The sequence below is a fragment of the Halomonas sp. TH-94 genome (assembly GCF_057473365.1).
Genome location: NZ_JBYCKL010000035.1, coordinates 35,906 through 62,232, shown reverse-complemented (window position 1 = coordinate 62,232; position 26,327 = coordinate 35,906). Strand labels below are relative to the sequence as shown.

The following is a 26,327-nucleotide window of genomic DNA, read 5'->3' as shown; positions in this document are numbered from 1 at the left end:
GTTGGTCTATGGTATACCAAAGGTCTTGCCTTGCCCTGATGAGAGCCGGCTGCCTGCCATGACGTCACACGCCGCGCAGGCGCCGAAGGAGAGCGGGATGGAAAAGCGGATCGAAAGCCGAGTGGAAAGTCGCAAGGAAAGCTACGTTCTGACAGAGATGACCTGGCCGGAGGTCGAAGAGGCGCTGCAGCATGTCAGGATGGCCATCGTGCCCGTCGGCGCCCACGAGCAGCACGGGCCGCATATGAACGAGAGCTGCGATGCGGTGCTGGCCACCGAGATGGCCAAGCGCCTCGCCGAGGTGCTGCACCCCCAGGTGCTGGTGACGCCAACGGTCAACATGGGGGTTTCGCCGCACCATTTGAACTTTCCCGGCACCATCAGCCTGCGTCCCGAGACGCTGCTGGCCGTGTTGCGCGACATGGTGGTCTCGCTCCAGCGTCACGGCATCGACAAGGTGTTGTTCCTCAATAGTCACGGTGGCAATCAGGGCACGCTGGGTCTGGCCTGTGCCAGCTTCGTTCAGGAGCTGGGCGTGGAGTGCTATTACGCCAAGACCACGGCCTCCGCCAAGAAGGCCATGAAAGAGCACATAACCTCGCCCCTGTTCGGCCACAGCTGCGAGCGTGAAGTTTCCGAAGCGTATTATCTCGCGCCTCATCTGGTGCGTCGCGAGCGGCTGGAGAAGGGCGATATCGTCAGCGGCGGTCGCTGGGAGAGCATGCGCCCCGGCAACCCCATCCAGGGCTACTACCGCTACGAGGAGATGACACGTAACGGCTGTATCGGCGATGCCACCAAGGCGAGTCTTGCCATCGGCAAGGCAATCGTAGAAGAGGCATTGGAAGAGCTATCGGCGGCACTGCGGCCGCTGCTGGCCGAGCCAAGCGGGGCTCAGGCGGGTTACGGCGAGCGGGAGCTTGCCGGTTGAGGCCATCTTGCCGCTCAGAGCGAGCAGATGGTTAACGCAACGGCGGTCACAACAAGAGAGATCATCAACATGTACATTATCCTGACAAGCAAGCTGGGCGAGTACGATGCCAGGCCTGGCCAGGGCATCTCGCCTGTCGAATCCTATGAGTACTTCTTCTACGGCAAGAAAAAGGCCGATTTCACCATTGCCGAAATCAGTGGCGATCAGGGCCGCGTCAGCATCGTCGAGACCGGCGAAGGCGGCAAGACCAACAGCGTGCCGCTCAAGTTCTTCGAGCGCTTCGAGACGGTCGAGGCGGCGCGTGCCGAACTCAAGCAGTTGGTGACCTTCGGCAACATCGATGCGCGACTGGAGAAGGCTCCACTGCACTGAGGTTTTCTCCATTTGGCCAATGATCCTCGCGCTTTGAGTGTGGGGCATGCCACCCTGTCTTGGCCCTTCGTGCACCAGATACCGCTGTGCTTGCTGGGTATGGTAAAATGTAAGGCCACCCACAGACACTAGCTTGCCGAAGGTAGCCCGAATGGCCGAGACCTGGACCCAGGAAGACCTCTCACCTATCCGTGACAAGGTTTATACCTATCTCAAGGACGCCATTCTTCGCGGTGAGTACAAGGCGGGCGATCGTCTGGTCGAGCGGGTTCTGGCTGAAAAGCTGCACATCAGTCGCACGCCCATCCGCGAGGCGCTGTTTCGGCTCGAGACTCAGCGTTTCGTGCGCACGGTGCCGCGTAAGGGCGTGGTGGTCAACGAGATCACCCAGGCCGAGATCCTCGAGGTATTCATGATCCTGGCTTCGCTCGAGTCGCTTGCCGCTCGCCTCGCGGCCCAGAAGGTCAACGACGCCATCATCGCCGAGATCGACCAGCTCGTGGCCGAGATGGAAGAAGCCCTGAGCAATGGCGGTGGCGACGAGGTAGAGCTCAACGTCAAGTACAATGAGCTTATCGGGCGGGCCTCGGGCAATCCCAAGCTCCACGAGATGCTGGTCGATCTCAAGGACTACGTGCGCGCTTTCTCCAATCTCAGTAGTGCCGTGCCCGGCCGCACAAAAGCGGCCCTGCGTGAGCATCAAGATGTGCTGAACGCGATCCGTAGCGGCGAAGAGGATCTGGCCGAGAGCTTTACCCGGATTCACCTCGAGAAGTCCCGCAAGGCCTACATGAGCCATTCTCAGGTTTGAAGCCAGGTAAGTAGGCACAACGAAACCGGGCGCTTTTTAGCGCCCGGTTCGCGTTTCTCAGGTCGGTCGAAGACGTCGCCAGGCCCTGGCCATCACACTCCTTCGACAAGCCGAATATCTCTGATCGCGCCATCGCCGAGTGCTTCAAGCGCTGCACCGTATGCCTCGCCATCGTGCGTCGCGCGGGCACTTTCCAAATCGGGAAACTCGATGATGATGGTGCGGTCCTGCTGGCCGTCCTCATAAGCGAAGGCTGCCACATCTCTGGCAAGGAAGATGCCGCCACCCGCAGCGATAGCCGGAACGGCCAGCTTTATGTAGCTGGCATACTTCGTCGAATCCGATATTTCACGGTAGCAAGAGACCCAGTAGGCTTTGCTCATCTTCGAGCTCCTCAAGGATATGGGGAAGAAGCGATTCTTTTCTCGGTGTTGGCGGCTTGTCGTGCTGCGTAACCGCAGCGGCTAGCCTATGACCAGCGGTGAGGAAAGATTTTTCAGCGCTCGGCTCACGCTCATGGCGACGATATAGCCGGTCTTGGGGTTGTTCGGCGAAGGGGTGTTCTGCACCTCGATGCGTACCTCACCAAACAGGCCCTTGGCCGAGACTTCGTGAACGTTCTTGTCGATGGTGGGGTCGACCAGAACCCGGACCTCGGTGGCCTCGAAGCCCACGCCCGCCAGGCTTAGCGCCGCAGAGACGTTGACACTCTCGGGGAACACGCGGGATGACTCGCGGGCGTTGCCCTCGAAGATCACCGTCGGCTGGGTGACCGTGTCGAGATCCACCACTTCCTCGGCGAAAGTGCCGCGCCAGGCCTTGACCGGCTTGCGGGTGGTGAGGGTGACTCGTTCGAGCGGACCCTGGGCGGCGGCGGCGATGCGGTCGAGGCCGGCGATCGCTGCCGAGGGCACCAGCACCCGTCTGCCGTGCCGGCTGGCACTGGCCATGACCCGGTCATATAGCGCCTGGTCGCAGAAGGCGCCGACCGACACCACCATGAAGTCGCAGCCATGGGCGAGCGATGTCTCGGCGTAGCGGATCACGGCCGCGTGGCCAGCGGTTTCGACTACCACGTCAGGGCGGCAGGCGAAGAAAACCTCTTCGCTGTCGGTGACCAGGACGCTCTCTAGTGCCGCCGTGCCGGCGTACTTGGAGGTGTCGCGCACCAGGACGGCGGCCAGCCGGGTGTCGCCCGCCTGGCCGTTCAGGATGGCGTCGGCGACGTCTTTGCCCGCCGTGCCATAGCCGATGAGTCCAACGTTAAGCATGTATGGCACTCCTACACTTCCGCCCTGGGCGTGACCTGGCGAGCGCCGGCAGCACCCCCCTTGGGCGTCTCATCCCAGGAGACCTTGACGTCACCCTTGAGGAAGGTCTGACAGGCGAGGCGATAGCCCTGGGAGAGTTCCTCGGCCGAGAGCAGCTTTTCTTCCTTCTTCTTCACGGCATCGGTGTTCTCGCGTCCTTCCTCGACCAGGCACTTGCAGGTGCCGCACAGGCCACCGCCGCACTTGAACGGGATGCCGCCCTTTTCGCGCAGCGATACGCGCAAAAGGTTGGAATCTTCGGGGGCGCTGACCACCTTGCCTTCGTTGGTGATGAAAGTGATGTCCGGCATATCGATTACCTCGCTGGGTCCGGTGATGCGTCAGGCCACGCTGCCTTCGAGCTCATGAGTGAAGTTGAAGCTGTCTGCGTAGATACGCTCGATGTCGAGACCACGCTGGGAAAAGCTCGTCTTGGCGGCGGCGATCATCGGCGGCGGGCCGCACAGGTAGGCATCGAAAGCGCTCAGGTCGTTGAAGTCCTGGCACACGGCCTCGTGGACGAAACCGCGACGTCCGTGCCACTCGGGGCCGGCTTCCGAAAGCACCGGTACGTAATGAAAGTTGGGCAGCGTCTCCGCCCACCGCTTGAGCTGGTCATCCAGATAGAGGTCTTCCGCACGCCGCACACCCCAGTAAAGGGTGATGCTGGGGCGCTCAGGATCTTCCATCAGCGATTCGATGATGCTCTTGAGCGGTGCCAGGCCGGTGCCGCCGCCCACCATCAGCAGGTCGCGGGGGCTCGCGGTGTCGTAGCGGAAGTTGCCGTGAGGCAGCTCCACGTCGAGGGTGTCGCCGGGTTGGTAGTGCGTTTCCAGGCGGCCGGTGAAATGGCCACCGGGCACACGGCGAATGTGGAAGTCGAAAAGCTCGCCGCGGTGGGGCGATGCCATGGAGAAACTGCGTGGGCTGCCGTCATCCAGCATCACGTTGAGATACTGGCCCGGATGGAAGACCACCTCGCTGGCCGTGGGGATGCGAAGCTCCAGATGGATGACGTCGTGACTCAGCCTTTCCAGGCGCTCGATGGTGGCGACATGGAAATCAGGCGCAATGTACCCTTCGGGAAGCAGTTTGGCACTGATGGTCAGATCGCTCTGGGCACACGCCTGACAGGCCAGGGCATAGCCCTGCTCGGCCTCCTCTTCGGTCAGGCCGAAGGGGAACTCCTCATATTCGACCGTGCCTTCCACCAGCTTGACACGGCAGGCACCGCAGCCACCGAAGCGGCAGTCGTGGGCGAGCGGGAAACCTGCCCGCTCGGCGGCCTCGAGCAGCGGCTCACCTGCCTGGGCTTCGAAGCTTTCTGACGTGTCGGAGAGAGTAATACGGTAGCTCATGGCAGCCTCCTGGAGCGCACCCGTTGCAAGGCAGAGTCTTGTCGTTGTTGCCGGAAATCGGTGCTTGGCCGGTCGTCCGGGGGATCGGCAAGGGCGCGGCCGCTTGCCGACGTATCCGATGGCGGCCGGGCTTACTTCTTGATGTCGGCCTCGACCACCACTTCATGGCCGGACTCGCGTAGATGATCCTGGAGCGCCTGCAGGGCGGCCAGACCGGCCTGGGTATCCTGCTCGCCGTTGCCGCCGCTCAGGCCCACACCGCCGATCACCTCGCCATCGACGACGATGGGAAAGCCGCCGACGAATACCGCGAACTTGCCCTCGAAGCTCCACTGGATGCCGAAGGCCTCGTTGCCAGGCAGTGCCGGGCCGTTGGGAGCGGTGTTGAACAGGTGGGTCGAGCGCTTGTGGCCGGCAGCAGTGAATGCCTTGTTCCAGGCGATCTGCGGGCCAGTGACACGGGCGCCGTTCATACGCTCGAGTGCCAGCGGGTAGCCGCCGTCATCCACCACGCAGATGGTTTCCAGCACGCCGATCTCCTCGGAGCGCTTCTTGGCGGCCTCCACCATCAGCTTGGCTTCTTCCAGTTCCAGTCGGAAAACCTGTTTCATGGGTGTCACCTTGTCGTCAGGGTTGTCGTTGTAAATGCCGCGCTCAGCGGCCGAGGTAGACGGTCTTGGTCTGGGTGAAGAAATCCAGCCCGGCGCGTCCCGATTCACGGAACGTGGAAGTGCTCGACTGCTTCAGTCCGCCGAAGGGGGCGTTGACCAGATTCCCGGTGGTGGTGCGGTTGACCTTCACCGTGCCGGCCTGAATATCGAGCGGGAAGCGCTGGATATAGCCGATGTCGTTGGTCACCAGGGCGGCAGCGAGGCCGTAGGGCGTGTCGTTGGCCTTGGCGATGGCGTCCTCGTAGCCGTCCACGTCGATCACTGCGACCACCGGGCCGAAGATCTCCTCGCGGGCGATGCGCATTTCCTGGGTCACATCGCTGAAGATCGCCGGGGCCACATAGAAGCCCTTGGCGTAGTCGCCCTCTGTCAGGTGTTCGCCGCCATGAACGTGGGTGGCTTCCTGCTTGCCCGCCTCGACGTAGCCGAGCACGGTGTCGAGCTGCTGGCGGGTGGCCAGCGGGCCGATCTGAGTGCCTTCGCTCATGCCGTTGCCGATCTTCAGCGTCTTGACCTTCTCCACCAGCCGCGTGAGGTACTCTTCTTTCAGGCTGCGTGCGATCAGCACCCGGCTGGTGCCGGTGCAGGCCTGGCCGGTCAGTGAAAAACCGCCCTTCACGGTCAAATCCACTGCGGTGTCGATGTCGGCGTCTGCCAGCACGATTAGCGGATTCTTGCCGCCGAGCTCCATCTGGGTACGGGTGGCCATGGCCGCTGCGCGGTGAATGCGCTCGCCCGCTGCGGTGGAGCCGGTGAAGGAGATCGCCTTGACGATCGGGTTGGCGGTGATCTCCTCGCCGATGGACGAGGCGGCGCCGGTGATGAAATTGAACACCCCGGCCGGTACGCCGGCGTGATGCAGGGCTTCGGCCAGGCGGTAGCCGATCAGCGGGGCGTCCGACGAGGGCTTGAATACCACGGTATTGCCGGTGATCAGCGCCGGGGCGATCTTGCGCGCCGGAATCGAGATCGGGAAATTCCAGGGGGTGATGATGGTCGCCACGCCCAGCGGCTCGCGCTGGGTGTAGACCATCATCTTGGCGTCGTCCTGAGGAAAGGTTTCGCCGGTGATGGTCTGGCCTTCTACGGCATAAAAGCGCAGGGTCTGGGCCGAACGGGTCACTTCGTCGCGGCTGTTGGCGAGCAGCTTGCCCTCTTCGCGGGTCAGCTCCTCGGCGAACTGCTCGACGTTCTCCATCAAGTAGTCGGCTGCGCGATTGAGGATCTTGGCGCGCTGCGAGATGGGGGTCTCGCGCCAGGTAGCGAAGGCACGATCCGCCGCGCTGATGGCCTGGCGGGCATCTTCCACCGTGGAGGCCTGGAACCGTCCGAGCAGGTCGTCCTGGTCGGCCGGGTTGCGGTTTTCGAAGGTCTCCCCCGAAGCGCCCGCGATCCACTGACCGTCAATGTAGTTGAGAAACTGGATTGCGTTATCCAAGACGCTTACCTCTTTGTCGTCGCTGGCTGTCGTCGCTGAACTGTCACTGCTGGACTGCGTCCACTCGCTGGTGTCGTGTCATCTGCCGACCAGGGTCGGCAGATGACGTGGTGCGACGGGCTCAGGCGGCCATGTCGAGTTCGGTAATGGGCAGGTCGCTGGCGACGTAGTCGTAGTACAGCGCGGTGGTATAAAGCAGGCGCATCTGGGCGCCGATCTCGCAGATCTTGAGGCAGCGCTGCTGCAGCTCTACGGTGTCGGCATGCTCCAGCACGATCTGGTAGCCACGCTCGCCGTGAATCTCGTCGGAGACGATGTGCAGGTCGAAGAACTCGACCTCCTCGTCGGTGAAGCCGTACTTCTCGCGCAGGGTCGGGGTCTGCTTGCGGTAGATGGACGGCACCTGGGACTCCAGGCCGACGACCAGCGCCGCTACCGCGACGACCGGGTGTTCACGCATGGCCACGGCGTAGCACCAGCTCTGCAGGCCGCGAGTCGTGGGCGACATGTTGTCCGGATCCTCGACGCGCTCACGGGTGGTGCCGCAGGCCTCGGCGAAGCGGATCAGCAGGTCGGTGTGACGATCGCCACCCAGCTCTTCCTCATACATGTTCTGCAGCAGGAAGTCCTTGGCCTCTTTGAACTGCTCCGGGGTGTTTGCATAGATGTAGGCCAGGTAGTCGGCGAACGGGCCGACATAGTGGTAATGGTTCTCGGCCCACTTGGCCAGGTGCTCGCGAGACAGCTTGCCGCTGGCCCAGGCCACGCTGAACGGTGCCTTGTTGGCGCTCTTGCCTTTGATGGCGTCTTCCAGAGCGGTACGGAATTCGTCGCGGTTCATCAACTGTGCCATGGGGAGGACTCCTGTTTCGTTGCCGGTACGCCGCCTAGCCAGGCCGCGCTCTTGTTGTTTGCCATCGTGGGCCCGGAGATTGGCCGGGCTTTTTCTGGATGGCTCATGGTATACCAAAAGCCATGTAGGCAGCCTAATTTCCACTCACTCACCCTGTCAAGGCTTTTTATGACCTAGGTCAATTTCTCGTGCTCGAGTCGTGAGCATCGCTTCGGACAGACCTGATATCCAAACAAGCAAATGAATTAAAAGAAATTTTCTATATTTTGGTGACGTCTGGGTCCGGCGATGGCAGGTCGGCTGATGGAAGTTTTCGGTATACCAAACAGGATGGTATACCAAAGTTTCATGCTGAATGGTGACCGTGTTGCCACTGGAGAAGAGCAAAGGGGCAGTTGGGAAAGGCGCGCGCGAGGGGGGATGAGAGAAGGGCGATGCGAGAGGGCGGCGGTGCGAGAGAGAACCGGTGCCGAGAGAGCGGGCCTGCTCGATGCAGGCCCGCTCTCTTACCAGGGCAGGACGGCGCTGTCGGTACGCGGCTCGGTGCCGCCGCAAAGGGTGCCGCTAGCAGGGTCGCGCAAGATGATCTGGCCGCGACCGAAGGGCAGTGAATCGACGGCCTTGACGATACGGTGGCCACGCCGCGCCAGCGCCTGGGCCAGATGGTCGGGGAAGTGCGGTTCCACCTGAACGGTGGTGTCGTGAGTCCACATCCAGCGCGGCAGGTCCAGCGCGGCCTGGGGGTTGAGCTGATCATCGAGCATGGCAGTCACCACCTGCACGTGACCCTGAGGCTGCATGAAGCCGCCCATTACGCCAAACGGCCCCACGGGCTCACCGTGACGCGAGATGAAGCCGGGAATGATGGTGTGGTAAGGGCGCTTGCCCGGAGCCAGGGCGTTGACATGGTCGGCTGCCAGCGAGAACGAGCGCCCTCTGTTCTGCAGGCTGATCCCCGTGCCCGGCACCACCATGCCCGAGCCGAAGCCCTCATAGTTGCTCTGGATGAACGACACCATGTTGCCGTCACTGTCCGCGGCGGCAAGGTAAACGGTGCCGCCCTTGTGGGGGTTGCCGTGGGTCGGTTTCAGGGCGTCGCGATCGATGAGGCCGGCGCGGGCTCGCAGATACGCCGTGTCCAGCAGCTCTGCGGGGCCGGTCTTCATGGCGCTGCGCTCGCTGATGTGGTGCAGACCATCGGCATAGGCCAGTTTGGTGGCTTCGATGCGTTGGTGGAGGAGCTCGACCGGGTCGCGCGGAGGCGCACCGAGGGTCTCGAGCATGCCCAGCGCCTGCAGCGCGATCAGTCCGCTGCCGTTGGGCGGAATTTCCCAGATCTCATGGTCGCGGTAGCCCACGCTGACCGGCTCGACCCACTCAGGCCTATAGGCGGCAAGATCGCTTGAGCGCAGGAAGCCCCCGTGGCGCTGCATGAAGGTGTCCATCTGCTCGGCAAGCTCGCCGCGATAGAAGGCTTCGGCCCGGCTCTCGGCAATAGCGCTCAGGGTGGCGGCCATGGCAGCGGAGCGCCAGACCTCTCCTGGTCTTGGCGCCCTTCCCTGGGGGGCGAAATGCTCGAACCAGGGGGTGAAGGCCTCCCCCCGGCAGGCGCTGAAGCGCTGCCAGGCCTGATGCCAGGCCAACCCGGCGACCGGCGATACCGCATACCCCTGTTCGGCGTAGGCGATGGCCGGCGCCATCAGGGCGGCGAAGGGCAGGCGGCCGAAACGCTCTGAAAGCGTCGCCCAGGCGGCAGGTGCTCCGGGCACGGTGACCGGTAACGGCCCCAACTGCGGCATTTCATCGTGCCCCATGCCGATCACGGCCTCGCGGGAGATCGACTGCGGCGAGGGGCCGCTGGCGTTGAGCCCGTGAAGGCGGTTTTCGCTCCATACCAAGGCGAAGGCATCGCCGCCGATACCGTTGGCGGTGGGCTCGACCACCGTGAGCGCGGCGGCCATGGCAATGGCGGCATCTATGGCGTTGCCGCCCTGCTTGAGGACCTCCATACCCGCTTGAGCTGCCATGGGCTGGGAGGTGGCGACCATGCCCCGGTGGCCGTAGGTGGCCATGCGGCGCGAGGGGGAAGGGTAGTAATGGGGGTCGAAAGTCATGCGAAGCCTCGTGTGATCCGCTTCATGGAGTGTCGGGCATTCACGGCGCGTCGAGCAGGACCAGGCGGCCGCGTAGCCGGGATTCCAGTGCCCTCAGGTCCACGTCGACATCGCTCGGCCAGCCCACGCTGAGTCGCACGCCTTCGCTGTCGTAATCGGCGGCCTCGACCGGGGCGCCCTGGCTCTCCAGCCAGGCGCGGGCATCGGCTTCGCCGGCAAAGTCGACCTGGAGCATCAGCACGGTGCGCTCGACCACTTCTCTGCGCGGTAGCGCATCGAGCCCTCGGGCCACCGCCTGGGAATAGGCGCGGGCCAGGCCGCCGGTGCCGAGCTTGGTGCCGCCGAAATAGCGCGTCACCACGCAGCCTACCTGGCCCAGCCCGGCGCCTTCCAGCACCTGAAACATGGGGCGACCGGCCGTACCGCCGGGTTCGCCGTCGTCGGAGAAGCCGATGGCGTTCTGCTCGCCGGGCGGGCCGGCAATGTAGGCGCTGCAGTGATGGCTGGCATTGGGGTGTGCGCGCCGCGCTGCGGCCAGCAGGGCATCGAAGGCGGCAATGTCGGGCGCATGGCAGAGCCAGGCGATGAAGCGGCTCTTTTCCACTTCGGTCACATGTTCCCGCCAGGTGCCTGCCGGCAGGTCGGGTACCGGGTAGCGCATCAGTGGGTCAGCTCGGTGCCGCCCTGCTGACGCACCACGCCCATCACCATGCCCAATACCTGGATGTCGCTGTTCTTCAGGTAGATCGGCGCCATGTTCTCGTTTGCCGGCTGCAGGCGTACGCCGTTCTTCTCGATATAGAGCTTCTTCAGCGTCACTTCCTGCTGGTTGATCAACACCACGGCGGTTTCGCCGTTCTCGGCGCTTTCCTGGCGCTCGATGATGATCACGTCGCCATCGAAGATGTTGCAGTCGATCATCGAATCGCCGCGCACGCGCAGGGCGTAGGTGTTACGGCGCACCATGCAGGCGGGCGCGTGAATGGCCCCACCGCTGGGGCAGGCTTCGATGGGCAGGCCTGCCGAGACGTCTCCCAGAAGGGGCACCTCGACGAGGTCGGTGGCGTCGACGCTCGCCCAGGAGTTTTCGATGGGCAGGTTGGGAAGACGGTACAGGTAGTGCATGGAAGGTGTTGGCATTGGCATTTCCCCCCTCTTTGCGACCCTGTTGAAATGTACAGGTACTTGGCATCATATCAGGCGTCGCGTGACTGGCAAGTTCCATGCGCATGAAGCTGCCTTGACCTGGGGCAAGGGTGGCGCCGTGACGCACCTGGATCGGTAGCAGCTAAAAGCCATTCAGTGTAGCATTTCTTACGAATTTACCATTCCTGGAGAGTGCCGTTGAGCCTGCGTCTACAAGCGCAAAGCCTGGCCTGCGAACGTGACGACCGCTGGCTGTTCCGGGATCTGGACCTGGATATCCGAGCGGGCGAAATCGTGCGCGTCGAGGGGCCGAACGGCAGTGGCAAGACCACGTTGCTGAAGATTCTCTCCGGTCAATTGGCCGACTATGAAGGCGAGCTGTTCTGGGATGATCTGCCCATGCGTGAGTCCCGTGAATCCTTTCTGTCGAATCTGCTCTATCTGGGCCATGCGCCCGGGGTCAAGGCGGCGTTGACGCCGCTGGAGAACCTCGCCTGGTACCAGGCCCTGGCAGGGCACGAGCTGAGCGAGGCAGCACGCCTGGAAGCGCTGGAGGAGGTCGGCCTGGCCGGCTTCGAGGACGTGCCGGCCGGCCAGCTCTCCGCCGGGCAGCAGCGCCGCGTGGCCCTTGCTCGCTTGATCCTCACGCCGCGTCCGCTGTGGGTGCTCGATGAACCTTTCACCGCCATCGACCGTGACGGCGTGGCGGCACTCGAGCAGCGTCTGGTAGAGCACGCCCGCCGTGGTGGCTGCGTACTGGTCACCACCCACCACGAGCTGACGCCCTGCGCCGAGCTGCGCCGTATTCGTCTGGGCGGGGGAGGGGCCGATGAATTTATCTGAAAGCTCCCTGCCCAAGCGGGTCGAGATGGTTCGCGAGGAACCTCGCAGCGGGCTCGCTGTCGCAGTGTGGGCAACGTTGAAGCGGGACCTGGTACTGCTGCTGCGGCGGCGTAGCGAAGTGCTCAATCCACTGGTTTTCTTCGCCCTCGTGATCACCCTGTTCCCGATCGGAATTTCCCCCGATCCGGCGTTGCTGGCCGCCATCGCGCCAGGCCTGCTGTGGGTGGCGGCGTTGCTGGCAGCCCTGCTGTCTCTCGATAGCCTGTTCCGAGCCGATTACGACGACGGCTCGCTCGAACAACTTTTACTGACACCGCACCCGCTGGCGCTGCTCGCCCTGGCCAAGGTGGCCGTGCACTGGTTGCTTACCGGTTTGCCCCTGGCGCTGATGGCGCCGGTACTCGGGGTCATGCTGGCACTGCCTGCGGGCAGTTATGCGGTATTGGCCATTTCGCTGGCGCTGGGAAGCGCCAGTCTCAGCCTGATCGGTGCCATCGGAGCGGCGCTGACGGTGGGGCTCTCCCGCGGCGGCGTACTGCTCTCGCTGCTGGTGCTGCCTCTTTACATCCCGGTGCTGATCTTCGGTGCCGGGGCCGTCCAGGCCGCCATCTTCGGTGATGGTGTTCTGGCGCATCTGGCGATTCTCGGCGCGCTGCTGGCGCTGGCCTTGAGTCTTGCGCCGCTGGCGATCGCGGCGTCGCTGCGCATCAGTATCAACGGTTGAGAGGTTGACGAGCCATGTGGGCCTTCATAAATAAATTGCGTTCCCCCAAGTGGTTCTACGCCATCAGCGCCCGGCTGCAGCCGTGGTTCTGGGCCGCGGCGCTGATCCTCATCGGCACCGGTACGATCTGGGGGCTGGCCTACGCGCCTGCCGATTACCAGCAGGGCAACAGCTTCCGCATCATCTACGTGCACGTGCCGGCCGCCTTCTTGGCCCAGTCGATTTTCGTCTCCATGGCGATGACGGGGCTGGTGTTCATGGTTTGGAAGATCAAGATCGCCGACATGGCGGCCACCGTGATGGCCCCGCTGGGCGCCGCGATGACGTTCGTTGCGCTGTTCTCCGGGGCGGTATGGGGAGTGCCGACCTGGGGCACCTGGTGGATGTGGGATGCCCGCCTCACCTCGATGCTGATCCTGCTGTTCCTCTACCTTGGCGTCATCGCCCTGCGCGGTGCCTTCTCCAGCCGCGACAGCGCCTCGCGCGCCGCCTCGGTGCTGGCCATGGTGGGTGTCATCAACATTCCCATCATCAAGTACTCGGTGGACTGGTGGTACACCCTGCACCAGCCGGCCACCTTCACCATTACCGGGCGTGCCGCCATGCCGATGGAGATGTGGCTGCCGCTGTTGATCATGGTGCTGGGTTTCTACAGCTTCTTCATCGCCCTGGTGCTGACCCGCACGCGCAGCGAGATTCTGCGCCGTGAGTCCAACAAGCACTGGGTGCGTGAGCTGGCCGAGGAGGTGAACTGATGGCTTTCGACACCTTTCAGGAGCTGCTCGCCATGGGCGGGCATGCGCCCTACGTCTGGTCGGCCTGGGGGCTGACCCTGGCCCTGCTGCTGGGCATCGTCTTTCATGCTCGCGCCGAGCGCCGCCAGCTGTTGCGTCAGCTGCAGCGTCGGGTTCGCCGCGAAGCGCGCCAGGGCGGACGCTCCGCCGCGCCACAACCGATTCAAACTAGCAAGGGTGGGTGCACCAATGACGCCTAAACGTAAGCAAAAGCTGTTCATGTTCCTCGGCCTGGTGTCACTCGCGGCGATTGCCGTGGGGCTGACGCTCTACGCGCTGCGGGCCAATATCAACCTGTTCTTCAGTCCGATCCAGATCGCCGCCGGCGACGCGCCTTACGAACGTCAGATCCGCGCCGGCGGCATGGTCAGGGAGGGCAGTGTGCATCGCAACCCGGACAGTCTGGACGTCGAATTCACCGTCACCGACTATGTCGAGGACGTGCGCGTCCACTACAGTGGTATCCTTCCCGACCTGTTCCGTGAAGGGCAGGGTGTGGTGGTGGTGGGTCAGCTTCAGCAGGGCGGCTATATCAAGGCCGATCAGGTGCTGGCGCGTCACGACGAAAACTACATGCCGCCCGAGGTAGCCGATGCGCTCGAGGCGGCCGGCTATTCACCCGCCGACTTCCAGGCCAAGGCTGCCAAGGTGGCCAAACGCATCGAAGAGGGCGAGGCGCAAGAAGGCGCAAGCCAGTACTGAGCCGGAGTTTCCATGCAGATTGAGATGATCCCTGAAATCGGCCACTTCGCCCTCGTGATTGCACTGCTGTTCGCCGTGGTGCAATCGGTGGTGCCGCTGGCCGGTGCCACCCTGCGGCGACCGCTGTGGATGGCCTATGCCCGACCCATGGCGGCCGGACAGTTCCTGTTCGTTGCCATTGCCTATGCGGCGCTGACGACCAGCTACATGCTGGACGACTTCAGCGTGGTCAACGTGGCCAACAACTCCAACTCCATGCTGCCCTGGTACTACAAGTTCAGCGCCGTATGGGGCAACCATGAAGGCTCGGTACTGCTTTGGAGCCTGATGCTGGCCGGCTGGGGTTACTTTGCCGTGCGCTATTCCCGCGAGCTGCCACGGGACATGGTGGCCCGGGTCATCAGCGTGCTGGGCATGGTCTGCGTCGGTTTCCTGCTGTTCATCCTGGTCACATCCAACCCGTTCGACCGTCTGCTGCCGCAGATGCCCCAGGACGGCGCCGACCTCAACCCGCTGCTGCAGGACATCGGCTTGATCCTGCATCCGCCCATGCTCTACATGGGCTACGTCGGGTTTTCGGTGGTGTTCGCCTTTGCCATCGCCGCGTTGATCGGCGGTCGCCTGGATGCCGCCTGGGCGCGCTGGGCGCGTCCCTGGACGAATCTGGCCTGGGCCTTCCTCACCGTCGGCATTGCGCTGGGAAGCTGGTGGGCCTACTACGAACTGGGCTGGGGCGGCTGGTGGTTCTGGGATCCGGTCGAGAACGCCTCACTGCTGCCCTGGCTGACCGGGACCGCGCTGATGCACTCACTGGCGGTGACCGAAAAACGCGGCTCGTTCAAGAGCTGGACCCTGCTGCTGGCGATTACCACCTTCTCGCTGTCGCTGCTGGGCACCTTCCTGGTGCGCTCCGGTGTCCTGACCTCGGTGCACGCCTTTGCCAACGATCCCTCACGCGGCTTCTTCATCCTGATGCTGCTTGGCATCACCGTGGGCCTGTCGCTGTTGATCTTCGCTCTGCGTGCCCCACGCGTCAGTCACAAGGTGAGCTTCGGCTGGCTGTCCCGCGACGCGCTGTTGATGATCAACAACATCATGCTGGTGATCATCACCGTTACCGTGCTGATGGGTACCGTCTATCCGCTGCTGCTGGATGCGCTCGACCTCGGCAAGATCAGTGTGGGCCCTCCCTACTTCAACGCCCTGTTCGTGCCGCTGACGCTGATCATGTGCGTTTTCATGGGCATGGGCCCGGTGGCGCGCTGGAAAGACACCAGCAGCAAGCTGCTGATCCAGCGCCTGTGGATTGCCGCTGCCGTGGCATTGGTTCTGGGCATGGCATTGCCGCTGATCTTTGCCGAGCGCTGGAGCGCGCCGGTGGCGATCGGCCTGATCGCTGCGCTGTGGATCGTGCTGCCGATGTTCCGCGACCTGTTCGACAAGACGCGTCACGCCAGCTCGTTTGGCGCCGGGCTCAAGAAGCTCTCGTTGGCCTACTGGGGCATGCAGCTCGGTCATCTGGGCGTGGCGGTGACTATCGTCGGTGTGGCGATCGTGTCGAACTACAACATCGAGCGCAACGTGCGCATGGGCGTCGGCGACAGCGTCAGCGTGGCAGGTTATACCTTCACCATGACCGAGCTGACCAGTCGTCGCGGCCCGAACTTCCTGGCCGATCGCGCAGTGCTTGAAGTACAGCGCGACGGTAGCCGGCGCACCTTCACCATGAATCCCGAAAAGCGTCTCTATCTCGCCCGCGGCATGCCCATGACCCAGGTGGCCTTGCGCCCGGGCTTCTTCCGCGACCTCTACGTGGCCATGGGTGAAGACCTCGGTGACAACAGCTGGGCCATGCGGGTGCAGTACAAGCCCTTCGTGCGCTGGCTGTGGCTGGGGGGACTGTTGATGGCCGCCGGTGGTGTGCTGGCCGTGGCCGACAAGCGCTACCGGCGCCTGGCCACCGCCCAGGACCCGGAAGATGCCGCCGCCGCCCGCGGCGCCAAGGCGGAAGACGATCGGCAGGAGGCGACCGCATGACCCGGCGCTTGCTACTGCTACTACCGCTGATCGGGTTTCTGGGGCTCTCCCTGTTTCTCTACCAGGGGCTCTCGCTGAATCCGTTTCATCGCGACTCGGCACTGATGGCACGCGAATTCCCGGCGTTCGACATGGTGACGCTGGAGGACCCCGAGCGTCGCGTCGATCGCTCGTTGCTGGCCAACGGCGAAGTCACGCTGGTCAACGTATGGGGTGAATGGTGTCCCGAGTGCAAGCGCGAAATGCCGCAACTGCTCGACCTGGCGTCCCGTGGCATTCGCATGGTGGGCATCAGCTACAAGGACACCCGCGAGAAGGGGCTCGGTTTCCTGCAGGACTTCGGTAACCCCTTCGAGGTGAATATCTTCGATCCCGACGGCGAGCTGGCCTTCGAGCTGGGCGTATACGGTGCGCCGGAGACCTTCCTGGTCGACCGCGAAGGCATCATCCGCTATCACCACACCGGCTATATCTCGGCCAGTGACGTTCGTGAACACATCCTGCCGGAGGTGCAGAAATGGCAGTGATTCGATTGGCCCTGGTCGGCATCCTGATGATGCTGATGGCGGGCACCCTACAGGCCGGCGCCATCGAGGTGCGTGAATTCGACGACCCGGTGATGGAGCAGCGCTACCGAAGCCTGACTGCCTCGCTGCGTTGTCCCACCTGCGAGAACCAGGCCATCAACGACTCCGACGCTCCGGTTTCCGGCGACATGCGCGAGCGCGTATATCAAATGCTCATGGATGGCCGCGCCGATATGGAAATCCGTGATCACATGGTCGATAGGTTCGGCAACTACGTGCTCTACAACCCGCGTCTCGAAGGTCGAACCTTCCTGCTCTGGGGGCTGCCGGCGGGTCTGGTACTGGCCGGCGGCATTCTGGTCGCGCTGGTAGTCCGCGCGCGACGCAACGCCTCGGCCCGTGAGCTGAGTGCCGAAGAGCGTGCCCGTCTCGACGCTTTGATCAATCGCGGGAGAACAGAATGATTCAGCTATGGCTCGCCTTTGCGCTCCTGCTGCTACCCGCCCTGTGGCTCCTGGTGGCACCGCTGCGCCGGGCACGGTTGGTGCACGATGCCCAGCTCGACTTCGAGACTCACGACAAGTCCGCCGAGCAGAACGTAGCGATCTATCAGCGCCGCCTGGCGTCGCTGCAAGCCGCCTTCGAGCGCGGCGACATCGACCAGGCGCGCTTCGAAGAGGACCGCCTCGATCTCGACCGCAGCCTGCTCGAGGATACCGAGGGGCTGGAGCGTCGGCCGCTCCATTCGCCTGCCGCCGGGCGTTTTCTCGTCCCGGTGGTGGCTCTGGCCGTGGCCGTCGGCAGCGTGCTCTGGTATCAGCAGAACGGCGCCGAGGGCGATCTCGCCCTGTTCAACGCCTTTCAGGAGAGCGACTCCTTGCCCACACTGCTGGCGCGCCTCGAGCAGCAGGCCGAAAGCCAGCCGAGCAACCCCAACGTCTGGGCCACGCTCTATCCGATCTATCGCGACTCGGGGCAGGGCGAGGCGGCACTGCATGCACTGGAGAACCTGATAGCCATCGAAGGGCGTGCCAGTTCGCTACTGGCGCAGAAGGCGCAGCTCAAGTTCTTCATGGCCGACCGCACCCTGACGGAAGAGGTCCAGGCACTGGTCGACGAAACGCTGCAGCGCAACCCCAGCGAGCCGACCATCTTCGGTATGCTGGGTGTGCACGCCTTCGATCGCAGCGACTACGAGCAGGCGGTCGAGCACTGGCGCCGCGCCGTCGCCGGCATGTCCGATTCCAGCTCCGCCCAGGCGCTGCGTGAAGGCATCCAGATCGCCCAGCAGCGCATGGGCGTGGTGCCTGACGAGCAGGCAGCGGTGTCCCAGGGCCCCGGTATCCACCTCAGCGTGAGTCTCGACGAGCGTCTGCAAGGACTGCTCGACGACGATACCCGCGTGTTCATCGTCGCCCGCGACATGGAGGGCGAGCTGCCCCCGCTGGCGGTGGCCCGGGTTACCCTTGGCGATCTGCCGACGACCCTGATCATCGACGACCGCCACGCTATGTCCAGTGAAGCGATGCTGTCGCAGGTCAACGAGGTGCGCCTGCTGGTGCGTGTTACCAAGAGCGGCGGTACCACGCCCGAAACAGGCGACATGTATGGCGATCTGGAAGGCGTGCCGGTGGGCGACGTCGAGGGCGACCCCGTGGAGGTCGTGATCGACCGCGTCATCGAGTAGCCGGGATGCGCCTCACCTCGATTCGCCTGAGCGGGTTCAAGTCCTTCGTCGACCCGGTCACGGTGCCCTTCGATGGCAATATGACTGCCATCGTCGGGCCCAATGGCTGCGGCAAGTCGAACATCATCGATGCCGTGCGCTGGGTCATGGGCGAATCCTCGGCCAAGACCCTGCGCGGCGAATCGATGACCGACGTCATCTTCAACGGCTCCACCGCGCGCAAGCCGGTGGGGCAGGCCGCCATCGAGCTGCGCTTCGACAACAGCGACGGCACCATGGGCGGCGTTTACGCCCAGTACGCCGAAATCGCGGTGAAGCGTCAGGTTTCCCGCGACGGCCAGTCCAGCTATTTCTTCAACGGCCAGAAGTGTCGCCGCCGCGACATCGCCGACCTCTTCCTCGGTACCGGCCTCGGTCCGCGCTCCTACGCCATCATCGGCCAGGGGATGATCTCGCGGTTGATCGAGGCGCGCCCGGAGGAACTGCGCGCCACCCTCGAGGAGGCCGCGGGTATCTCCAAGTACAAGGAGCGGCGCCGCGAGACCGAGAGCCGCATGCGGCGTACCCGGGAGAACCTGGAGCGCCTCGAGGACATCCGTGACGAGCTCGACAAGCAGCTCGAGCGACTGCGCCGCCAGGCCGAAGCGGCACGCCGCTACCAGACCCTCAAGACTGAAGAGCACCGACTCAAGGGCGAACTGGCGCTCTTGCGCGGTCGCGCTCTGCGCGCACGTCAGAACGAAGAAGAGCACCGTGTCCGCGAACTGGAAACCGCCGTGGAGCGAGAGATCCTCGGTCTGCGCCAGTGCGAGACTCGCCTGGAAGAGGCTCGGGCCGGCCACGACGCCCTGGCAGAAACCCTGGAAGCGCGCCAGGCGCGTTTCTTCGAGACCAGCAGTGCCATCGCTCGCCTCGAACAGAGCCTCGAGCACGCGCGCAGCCGTGAGGGCCAGCTGGCCCGCGACCTGGAGAGCGCGCGCCAGGAGCTGACCGAGCTCGATCGTCTGGGCGAACACGACCGCGAGCGGTTGCTACGGCTCGACGAGAGACTCGAAACCCTGCTGCCCGAACAGGAGGAGGTGGCCGAACGACTGGCCGAGCTCGACGCCATGCTGGAAGAAGCCGAGCCCGGCGCTGAAGCCGCGGAGCAGGCCTTCGAAACCTTCAGCGAAGGCTGGCGTGAGGCCAGCCGCGAGGCCGAGCGCAGTCAGGACCGCCTGCGCGAGCTGGAGAGTCGCCTGACACGGCTCGAAGCCGACGCCCAGCGTCGGCGCCAGCAGCAGCTCGAGCTTCCCGATCTGGCCGAACTGATGGCCAGACGCGACGAACTCAAGGAGCAGCTGGCAGAGTTCGGCCTGGCCCAGGAAGAGGTCGAAGTGCGCCGCCAGCAGCTTCAGGCCGTGCGCGACGAGGCCCGTGAGGTGGCCGCGGAGCTGGAGCGCGAGCGCGAGGCCGAGCGAGGCAGGCGCAGCAGCCTGCAGGGCGAAATGGCCTCGCTGGAGGCGCTGATCCAGGCCGCCTTGAATGACTCCGACGACGCCTTGGCCAAGCACTTGGCAAACCATGAGCTTGGCGAGCTGCCGCGTCTGGGCGAGTCCCTTGAGGTCGAGCCAGGCTGGGAGGCCAGCGTCTCCTGGGTACTGGCTCCCTGGCTCAAGGCGCGCCTTGCCAGCCCCGATGCTTTCCGCACGGCCAGCGCCGAGCCGCCTGCCGAGCTGGGTGCGCTTGCATCCCACAGCGGCGTGGAATTCGCCTCGCACAGCCTTGCCGCCAGGGTGCAGGGTGCCGGTGCCGCCACGGCCTGGCTGGCAGCGATCCGCTGCGTGGACAGCAGCGAACAGGCCTGGAGCGAACGCGAGAACCTGGCGGCGGGTGAAAGCCTGCTCACACCACAGGGGCTATGGCTGGGACGCGATTGGGTGCGGCATCGCGGGCAGGGGGAAGGCCCCGATGCGCTGCTGGTCAGCCGCCGACGCCTGGGCGAGGTGACGGCCGAACTGGACGAGGTGGAAGCCCGGTTGGCAACCCGGGATCAGGACATCGAGACCCATCGGGAACGTGCCGCACAGGCCGAGCGCGATCTCGAAGCGACACGTCACGAAGAGCGCCGCCTGACCGTCGAGCAGCAGCAGCTGGCGGTGCAGGACAGCGGCCTGGCCAGCCGGCTGGAGCATCTACAGGGGCGTGCCGGGGAGCTGGCCGAGGAGCTGGCCGGTCTCGACGAGGCCTGCGCCGAGGCACGGCTCGACATCGAGGAAGCCCGAGAGCGCTGGCAGCAGGCCATGGTCAAGCTTGAAGAGGGCGCGGAGCAGCGCGAGTGGCTTGAGCGGGCGCGCAGCGATGCACGGGAGCGGCTGGCAGCGCTACGCACCCGCCAGCGCCCGCTGCAGGAGCGCGTTCAACAGTTGGCCCTGGAGCACCAGCGGCTCGCCACCGAGCGAGCCGGCCTGGCCGAGCAGCAAGGCCGTAGCGGCGATACCCGCGAACGGTTGCTGGCACGCTGCGAGGAGTTGACCGAGACACTCGAAATGCTGCGTGAGCCCGACGAGGAGCAGCGCGAGAAGCTCGACGAACTGCTGCATCGGCGCGAGGGCGACGAACGCTCGCTCAATGAAGCCAAGGCGCAGGCTGCCGAGCTGGTGGAACGCCTGCGCGAGGACGAGTTGGCGCGGCAGAGCCATGAGCGCAATCTGGAGGGCATCCGCGAGCGCTTGCAGGAGGCGCGCATGCAGGTTCAGGCGCTGGTGCTGAAGGCCGAAACCCAAGACGAGCAGCTCGCCGAGCTGGGCCATCAGGGCGCGGATCTCGAAAAGGACCTCGACCCCAATGCCACCGAGTCGGCGTGGCAGACCCGCCTCGAGGAGGTCGGCGAGCGCGTGCGGCGCCTGGGGGCGATCAACCTGGCCGCCATCGAAGAGTACGACCAGCAGGCCGAGCGGCGCGACTATCTGGAAGCCCAACAGGCCGAACTCAACGAGGCGCTGGACACCCTCGAGCGCGCGATTCGCCGCATCGATCAGGAGACGCGGACGCGTTTTCGCGACACCTTCGAGCGAGTCAACCAGGGTCTACAAGCGCTTTTCCCGCGAGTCTTCGGGGGCGGAACCGCATGGTTGACGCTGACCGGCGAGGATTTGCTGGATACCGGGGTGGCGATCATGGCGCGGCCACCGGGAAAGAAGAACAGCACCATTCATCTTCTCTCGGGTGGGGAAAAGGCACTGACTGCTTTATCGCTTGTCTTTGCCATCTTCCAACTCAATCCGGCTCCTTTCTGTATGCTCGACGAAGTCGATGCACCACTCGATGATGCCAACGTAGGGCGCTATGCAAAACTGGTGAAAGACATGTCCGAGTCGGTACAGTTCATTTATATCACCCACAACAAGATCGCCATGGAAGCGGCCGAAAGATTGATGGGGGTTACCATGCAGGAACCCGGTGTCTCACGCCTTGTGGCCGTCGGGGTGGAAGAGGCCGCTGCGTTGGCCGAAGCCTGAAAGGACTTGAAAGAGCGCGGCAAACGCGATATCAGAAGACACATCACGGTCATAACGCAGAATAGAAAAGCGAATTGACAGGGAAAGGCGCAGGGTCGAAATGACTCCAGAGCGATAATGCCAGGGCTTGACAAACAAAAAAGTGGCCTTTTTTTCGGCAATCGCGCTATGCTGTTTACGAACATCCATCTGGCATGGCGCCCTAGTGATAGGCAAGACGACCCATGGAACTTAGAGAATGGCTGATCATTCTGGGGCTGGCCCTGGTGACGCTCATCGTTATCGATGGAGTTCGTCGCCTCAAGCGCCAGCGCCGAGTGCCTCGCCTGGACCAGGCAGGGGAGAACAACAACCACGTCGTAGGCCAGGCGGAAACTGATGACGATCCCAATTGGGAGCTACCTAACGGTGGCGCTCGGGTCGTCAAGCCGGCGAGCTATTCGCAGGTACAGTCGAAGCCCAAGCTCGAACGTCAGGAACATCCCGGGCCCTCACGGGTGCTGGCCGGATTCAGAGAAACGCATGTCGACGACAGCGTCGCCGAGTCGCGCCCTGTCGCTGCCTCGTCCTCTGTAGCCGCATCGCCTGCTGTCGCTGCGTCGCGAGCCGATGCCGGCGCCGGTGATGTTGCGCGCTCGGCCGCTCCTGCCAAGGCGGAAGGGGCAATTGGCGTGGAAGGGGCAATTGGCGTGGAAGGGGCGACTGGCGTGGAAGGGTTGGCTGCCGAGCCGGTTGTGGAAGCGGTCAGCAAGGAACGCCGCGAGCCCGAGGTAGCCCCGGCGGCTGCCGAAGTCACTCGGGACGAGCCGGTTCAGACCAAGCCTGCGGTGGCCGAACCGACCGCCGCAGTGGCTCCGCCCCAGGTCGATGTCGAACGCGAGCAGGCGCCCGTCGAGCCAACGCTATCCGCTGAGCCGAGCGACGTCGAAGAGCGCCGCGAACCGACGCTCACCGCTCTTGATGAGTCCGACCTCGAACCGGTGCGGGCCGCTGCCGAGCCCTTGGCTGCCGACCCAGAAGACCACGACGTCCATCACGACGAAGACGAGCGCTATCGTCTGGTCGACCTCGAAGGCATGGGGGATTCGCTCAAGAGCGGCTCGCGTCGCGTAGGCGAATCGGTGCAGCGCTTCGGTGTCTCCATGCAGCAGCGTCTTGCCAAGCGTCGCGAACTGAAGCGCGAGGAGCGAGCACGCCGTGAGCAGGAGCGTGCCGAAAGGGCCGCCCGGGAAGCTCAGCAGCGCCGCGAAGCTGCCGAGGCCCAGGCCGCCAGGGAGGCCGAGCGCCGCCGCCTGGAAGCCGAGACCATCGAGCTTGCCGACGACGACGACCCGCTGTTCGCGCCTTCTCGGCCGCGTGCCGCCCAGCACGAAGAGATTGAGTACACCGATCTCGAGTATGCCGAGCCAAGCCTCGGCACGCCGCCGCCCGCGACGGCCGTCAACGACGATGATGACGTAGTGCGCGCCCACCCGACGCTGGCCAGGGCGCTACGCCATAACGTCAACGCCGAGCGCGCTCGCGAGACCCTGAGCCACGCCGATGAAATCATCGTGATCAGTGTGCTGTCCCGTGAGGAAGAGGGTTTCTGCGGCGAGGCGCTACTCGAACTGATGCTGGCCTGCGGCCTGCGCTACAGCAGCGACATGGGTATCTTCCACCGCTTCGAGACCGAAGATCCCGAAAGCGAGCTGCAGTTCTCGATGGTCAACGTGCTCAAGCCGGGTACTTTCCCGATCGAGGCGATGGACGAGTTCCGTACGCCGGGGATCACCCTGCTGATGCCGTTGCCCGGTGCGGTGGATACCGCAGCGGCCTTCGAGGCGATGGTCGAGACCGCCATGGTCATCGTGCGCAATCTGGGTGGCGAGCTGAAGGACGAGAACCATAGCGTGATGACAGCGCAGACCGTGGGGTTTGCGCGCCAGCGCGTGCAGGAGTTCGAGCGCCGCAACCGCCTAAACCGCTACCAGGTGAACTGACGCCTGATCGTGTGCCATGCCGCACCCGCCGACAACCCCGTGAGCGATCACGGGGTTGTCGTGTTCAGGGGCGGTGAGACCCCTTGAGATTCAAGAGACGCATGAGCCAGCCCGACCGGAAAACCCTCGATGAAGTCGCCAAGCTGCGCGCCGACCTCGACGACGCCAACTACCGCTATTACGTGCTCGACGAGCCGCGCCTCACGGACGCCGAATACGACCGCAAGCTGAGGCGTCTCCAGGAGCTGGAGAAAGCGTATCCGGAGCTGGTGACGCCCGATTCACCGACTCAGCGAGTCGGGGCGCCGCCCGATGCCGGCTTCCCTGAGGTGCAGCATGCCGTGCCCATGCTGTCGTTGGACAACGCCCTGAACGAAGAGGAGCTCGAAGCCTTCGTCAAGCGCGTGGCCGACCGACTGGAAACCGACGGCGAGTCGATCCGCTTCTGCTGCGAGCCCAAACTGGACGGCGCTGCCGTGTCGCTGGTCTACGAACGCGGGGTATTGATCAGCGGCGCGACCCGAGGCGACGGACGTACCGGCGAGGGCATTACCTCCAATCTGCGCACGCTGCGTTCGATCCCGCTCAAGCTGCGTGGAGACGTGCCCGCGCTGCTAGAGGTTCGCGGTGAGGTAATCATGAGTCATGCCGGGTTCGAGCGGCTCAACGAGCGTGCCCGCGAAGAGGACAGCAAGGTCTTCGCCAATCCCCGCAATGCCGCGGCAGGTAGCCTGCGTCAGCTCGACCCGAGCATCACCGCACAGCGCCCGCTGGAGTTCAGTGCCTACCAGGTAGCGCGAATCGAGCCGGATCAGGGCGATGCCAGTCATAGCGAGCTGATGCATCACCTGAAGACCTTCGGCTTTCGCACCAGCACCCTGCTCGAGGTCGTTACCGGCAGCCAAGGTGTCGTCGACTACTGTCGCCGCCTGGGCGAACAGCGCGACGGCCTCGGTTACGACATCGACGGCGCGGTAATCAAGGTCGACGACCTGCGCCTGCAGCGCGAGCTGGGCTTCGTCGCCCGTGCACCGCGCTGGGCCACGGCCTTCAAATTTCCGGCACAGGAAGAGACCACACGGCTCAACGACGTCGAATTTCAGGTCGGCCGTACCGGGGCGATCACTCCGGTGGCGCGACTGGAGCCGGTGACGGTGGCCGGCGTCATCGTGTCCAACGCCAGTCTGCACAATGCCGACGAGATTGCCCGCCTTGGCGTGAAGATCGGCGACAGCGTGGTGATTCGCCGGGCTGGCGACGTCATCCCCCAGGTGGTTAGGGTTCTGCACGAGCTGCGCCCCGACGATGCCCGTGAGATCGTCTTTCCCGACCGCTGCCCTGTGTGCGATTCCGAAGTCGAGCGCCTGGAGGGCGAGGTGGTGGCACGCTGCTCCGGCGGACTCTTCTGCGCCGCACAGCGCAAGGAGGCGCTCAGGTACTTCGCCTCGCGAAGGGCCATGGACATCGACGGCCTGGGGGAAAAATTGATCGACCAGCTGGTCGAGCTGGATTGGATCAAGACCCCGGCCGACCTGTTCCGCCTCGATGCCGAGCGTCTGGCCACGCTGCCGCGCATGGCGCAGAAGTCGTCGGAGAAGCTGGTGGCGGCGCTGGAAAAGGCCAAGCAGACCACGCTGCCACGCTTCCTTTTCGCCCTGGGCATTCGCGAGGTGGGCGAAGCCACGGCAGCCAACCTGGCGCGCCACTTCGGCACCCTGGATGCACTGATGGATGCCGAGCAGGCCGAGCTGGAAGCGGTAGCGGATGTGGGGCCGGTGGTCGCTGCCCACGTGCACACCTTCTTCCGCCAGCAGCACAACCGCGACACCATCGAGGCGCTGCGGCAGCAAGGCGTGACCTGGGCCGAGGAGAGCGTGGGCGAGCGCCCCCAACCCTTGACCGGCCAGACCTGGGTGCTCACCGGTTCACTGGAGAGCATGACCCGCGACGAAGGCAAGGAGCGGCTGCAGGCCCTGGGGGCCAAGGTGGCCGGCAGCGTTTCCAAGAAGACCACTGCCGTAGTGGCGGGCGAAGCTGCCGGCAGCAAGCTGACCAAGGCTCAGGAGCTCGGCATCGAGGTTCTCGACGAGGCCGTCTTCGTCGAGCGGCTGGAAGCCTGGGAGCGTGGCGAAGGTGTCGCGGAAGAGGAGCCAAGCGCATGAGCGGACGTTTTATCGAGGTGCCTTACCGCATGCTGCCGGGCGAGACGCTGGACGCTCTGCTCGAAACGTTCGTTACCCGCCAGGGCTACGACACCACCGATACAGGCGAGGGCATGCGCGGCTGGGTCGCTCAGCTCAAGCAGCAGCTCGAGCGCGGCGAGCTGCTCATCGCCCACGACCTGCAAACCGAAACCACAGAGGTGATGACCCTGGCCCAGTGGCGCGCCTTCGGCCGCGATCTGGCCGACGATGAAGAGGACTAGCCGGCAGGCACGACCAAGGTGCAAGAGAGCCGGCAGATGAATGTAACGAAAAATTGATCCAGGTCAGTGGCTGAAAAAGATCATACGGCAAGAATGAAT

General features: G+C 64.3%; 27 protein-coding genes. 16 read left to right on the top strand and 11 right to left on the bottom strand.

Translation table 11 applies throughout. The features are described 5' to 3' along the window. Positions 1–97: 97 nt before the first annotated feature. The 3 genes from AC2VNO_RS07140 (at position 98) to AC2VNO_RS07130 (ending at position 2,117) form a co-directional block, all read left to right on the top strand. Positions 98–931, top strand: coding sequence for a creatininase family protein (locus tag AC2VNO_RS07140; RefSeq protein WP_486933490.1), 834 nt, complete (start codon positions 98–100; stop codon positions 929–931). Positions 932–1,000: 69 nt separating this feature from the next. Continuing rightward, positions 1,001–1,306 (top strand): hypothetical protein, encoded by a 306-nt coding sequence (locus AC2VNO_RS07135; RefSeq protein WP_486933489.1) that lies wholly within the window; start codon positions 1,001–1,003, stop codon positions 1,304–1,306. Between the two features lie 151 nt (positions 1,307–1,457). Continuing rightward, positions 1,458–2,117: a GntR family transcriptional regulator gene (locus tag AC2VNO_RS07130; RefSeq protein WP_486933488.1), complete on the top strand. Its 660-nt coding sequence runs from the start codon at positions 1,458–1,460 to the stop codon at positions 2,115–2,117. Positions 2,118–2,209: 92 nt separating this feature from the next. Here AC2VNO_RS07130 and AC2VNO_RS07125 read toward each other — a convergent pair whose 3' ends face one another. The 10 genes from AC2VNO_RS07125 to AC2VNO_RS07080 all read right to left on the bottom strand — a co-directional run bounded on the left by AC2VNO_RS07125 (position 2,210) and on the right by AC2VNO_RS07080 (position 11,007). Next, positions 2,210–2,500 carry a DUF1330 domain-containing protein gene (locus AC2VNO_RS07125; RefSeq protein ID WP_486933487.1) on the bottom strand — a complete coding sequence of 97 codons (291 nt, stop codon included), beginning with the start codon at positions 2,498–2,500 and terminating at the stop codon, positions 2,210–2,212. An 81-nt stretch (positions 2,501–2,581) separates the two neighbouring features. After that, entirely contained in the window at positions 2,582–3,388 is an 807-nt protein-coding gene (gene nadX, locus AC2VNO_RS07120; RefSeq protein WP_486933486.1) for an aspartate dehydrogenase, read from the bottom strand. An 11-nt stretch (positions 3,389–3,399) separates the two neighbouring features. Beyond that, the gene (locus AC2VNO_RS07115) at positions 3,400–3,738 is read right to left on the bottom strand and encodes a 2Fe-2S iron-sulfur cluster-binding protein (protein WP_486933485.1); all 339 of its coding nucleotides are present in this window, start codon (positions 3,736–3,738) and stop codon (positions 3,400–3,402) included. Between the two features lie 30 nt (positions 3,739–3,768). Beyond that, on the bottom strand, positions 3,769–4,785 hold the full coding sequence (locus tag AC2VNO_RS07110; protein WP_486933484.1) for a 2Fe-2S iron-sulfur cluster-binding protein: 1,017 nt from the start codon (positions 4,783–4,785) through the stop codon (positions 3,769–3,771). 131 nt (positions 4,786–4,916) lie between these two features. Beyond that, positions 4,917–5,396 carry a GlcG/HbpS family heme-binding protein gene (locus tag AC2VNO_RS07105; protein ID WP_010630074.1) on the bottom strand — a complete coding sequence of 160 codons (480 nt, stop codon included), beginning with the start codon at positions 5,394–5,396 and terminating at the stop codon, positions 4,917–4,919. A gap of 43 nt (positions 5,397–5,439) precedes the next feature. After that, the gene (locus AC2VNO_RS07100) at positions 5,440–6,894 is read right to left on the bottom strand and encodes an aldehyde dehydrogenase family protein (protein ID WP_486933483.1); all 1,455 of its coding nucleotides are present in this window, start codon (positions 6,892–6,894) and stop codon (positions 5,440–5,442) included. A gap of 121 nt (positions 6,895–7,015) precedes the next feature. Further along, the gene (locus AC2VNO_RS07095; protein ID WP_486933482.1) at positions 7,016–7,747 is read right to left on the bottom strand and encodes an iron-containing redox enzyme family protein; all 732 of its coding nucleotides are present in this window, start codon (positions 7,745–7,747) and stop codon (positions 7,016–7,018) included. A 506-nt stretch (positions 7,748–8,253) separates the two neighbouring features. After that, on the bottom strand, positions 8,254–9,861 hold the full coding sequence (locus AC2VNO_RS07090; RefSeq protein ID WP_486933481.1) for a gamma-glutamyltransferase family protein: 1,608 nt from the start codon (positions 9,859–9,861) through the stop codon (positions 8,254–8,256). Between the two features lie 40 nt (positions 9,862–9,901). Further along, a complete protein-coding gene (locus tag AC2VNO_RS07085) occupies positions 9,902–10,522 on the bottom strand; it encodes an IMPACT family protein (RefSeq protein WP_486933480.1) in 621 nt (206 codons plus the stop codon). Next, complete coding sequence (locus tag AC2VNO_RS07080; protein ID WP_486933479.1) at positions 10,522–11,007, bottom strand: LexA family protein; 486 nt, start codon at positions 11,005–11,007, stop codon at positions 10,522–10,524. The genes AC2VNO_RS07085 and AC2VNO_RS07080 overlap by 1 nt, the downstream gene beginning before the upstream one ends. A 198-nt stretch (positions 11,008–11,205) precedes the next feature. On the opposite strand from AC2VNO_RS07080, the gene ccmA reads away from it, so the two are divergent. Genes ccmA through smc form a run of 10 tightly spaced genes read left to right on the top strand, consistent with a single transcriptional unit; the run spans position 11,206 to position 21,821 of the window. Further along, complete coding sequence (gene ccmA / locus AC2VNO_RS07075; RefSeq protein ID WP_486933478.1) at positions 11,206–11,850, top strand: cytochrome c biogenesis heme-transporting ATPase CcmA; 645 nt, start codon at positions 11,206–11,208, stop codon at positions 11,848–11,850. Then, positions 11,837–12,574 carry a heme exporter protein CcmB gene (gene ccmB / locus AC2VNO_RS07070; protein WP_486933477.1) on the top strand — a complete coding sequence of 246 codons (738 nt, stop codon included), beginning with the start codon at positions 11,837–11,839 and terminating at the stop codon, positions 12,572–12,574. Before ccmA ends, ccmB begins: the two co-directional genes overlap by 14 nt. 14 nt (positions 12,575–12,588) lie before the next feature. After that, entirely contained in the window at positions 12,589–13,329 is a 741-nt protein-coding gene (locus AC2VNO_RS07065; RefSeq protein ID WP_228578856.1) for a heme ABC transporter permease, read from the top strand. Then, complete coding sequence (gene ccmD / locus AC2VNO_RS07060) at positions 13,329–13,568, top strand: heme exporter protein CcmD (protein WP_228578857.1); 240 nt, start codon at positions 13,329–13,331, stop codon at positions 13,566–13,568. Before AC2VNO_RS07065 ends, ccmD begins: the two co-directional genes overlap by 1 nt. Then, the gene (gene ccmE / locus AC2VNO_RS07055; RefSeq protein WP_228578858.1) at positions 13,558–14,070 is read left to right on the top strand and encodes a cytochrome c maturation protein CcmE; all 513 of its coding nucleotides are present in this window, start codon (positions 13,558–13,560) and stop codon (positions 14,068–14,070) included. The genes ccmD and ccmE overlap by 11 nt, the downstream gene beginning before the upstream one ends. Positions 14,071–14,082: 12 nt before the next feature. Next, on the top strand, positions 14,083–16,107 hold the full coding sequence (locus tag AC2VNO_RS07050; protein ID WP_486933476.1) for a heme lyase CcmF/NrfE family subunit: 2,025 nt from the start codon (positions 14,083–14,085) through the stop codon (positions 16,105–16,107). Continuing rightward, positions 16,104–16,634, top strand: a complete 531-nt coding sequence (locus tag AC2VNO_RS07045) for a DsbE family thiol:disulfide interchange protein (RefSeq protein WP_486933475.1) — start codon at positions 16,104–16,106, stop codon at positions 16,632–16,634. The genes AC2VNO_RS07050 and AC2VNO_RS07045 overlap by 4 nt, the downstream gene beginning before the upstream one ends. Further along, a complete protein-coding gene (locus AC2VNO_RS07040) occupies positions 16,625–17,098 on the top strand; it encodes a cytochrome c-type biogenesis protein (protein WP_486933474.1) in 474 nt (157 codons plus the stop codon). The genes AC2VNO_RS07045 and AC2VNO_RS07040 overlap by 10 nt, the downstream gene beginning before the upstream one ends. Continuing rightward, positions 17,095–18,321 carry a c-type cytochrome biogenesis protein CcmI gene (gene ccmI / locus AC2VNO_RS07035; RefSeq protein ID WP_486933473.1) on the top strand — a complete coding sequence of 409 codons (1,227 nt, stop codon included), beginning with the start codon at positions 17,095–17,097 and terminating at the stop codon, positions 18,319–18,321. The genes AC2VNO_RS07040 and ccmI overlap by 4 nt, the downstream gene beginning before the upstream one ends. 5 nt (positions 18,322–18,326) lie before the next feature. Further along, positions 18,327–21,821, top strand: coding sequence for a chromosome segregation protein SMC (gene smc / locus AC2VNO_RS07030; protein ID WP_486933472.1), 3,495 nt, complete (start codon positions 18,327–18,329; stop codon positions 21,819–21,821). On the opposite strand, the gene AC2VNO_RS07025 is transcribed toward smc, so the two are convergent. Further along, positions 21,768–22,010: a hypothetical protein gene (locus tag AC2VNO_RS07025; protein ID WP_486933471.1), complete on the bottom strand. Its 243-nt coding sequence runs from the start codon at positions 22,008–22,010 to the stop codon at positions 21,768–21,770. The two genes, smc and AC2VNO_RS07025, sit on opposite strands and share 54 nt — an antisense overlap. Positions 22,011–22,045: 35 nt before the next feature. Here AC2VNO_RS07025 and zipA point away from each other — a divergent pair, with 35 nt between their 5' ends. From zipA to AC2VNO_RS07010, 3 genes are all read left to right on the top strand, one after another. Continuing rightward, positions 22,046–23,803, top strand: coding sequence for a cell division protein ZipA (zipA, locus tag AC2VNO_RS07020; protein ID WP_486933470.1), 1,758 nt, complete (start codon positions 22,046–22,048; stop codon positions 23,801–23,803). 101 nt (positions 23,804–23,904) lie between these two features. After that, positions 23,905–25,965: an NAD-dependent DNA ligase LigA gene (gene ligA / locus AC2VNO_RS07015; RefSeq protein WP_486933469.1), complete on the top strand. Its 2,061-nt coding sequence runs from the start codon at positions 23,905–23,907 to the stop codon at positions 25,963–25,965. After that, entirely contained in the window at positions 25,962–26,228 is a 267-nt protein-coding gene (locus tag AC2VNO_RS07010) for a YheU family protein (RefSeq protein WP_486933468.1), read from the top strand. Before ligA ends, AC2VNO_RS07010 begins: the two co-directional genes overlap by 4 nt. The last annotated feature ends 99 nt before the right edge of the window (positions 26,229–26,327 follow it).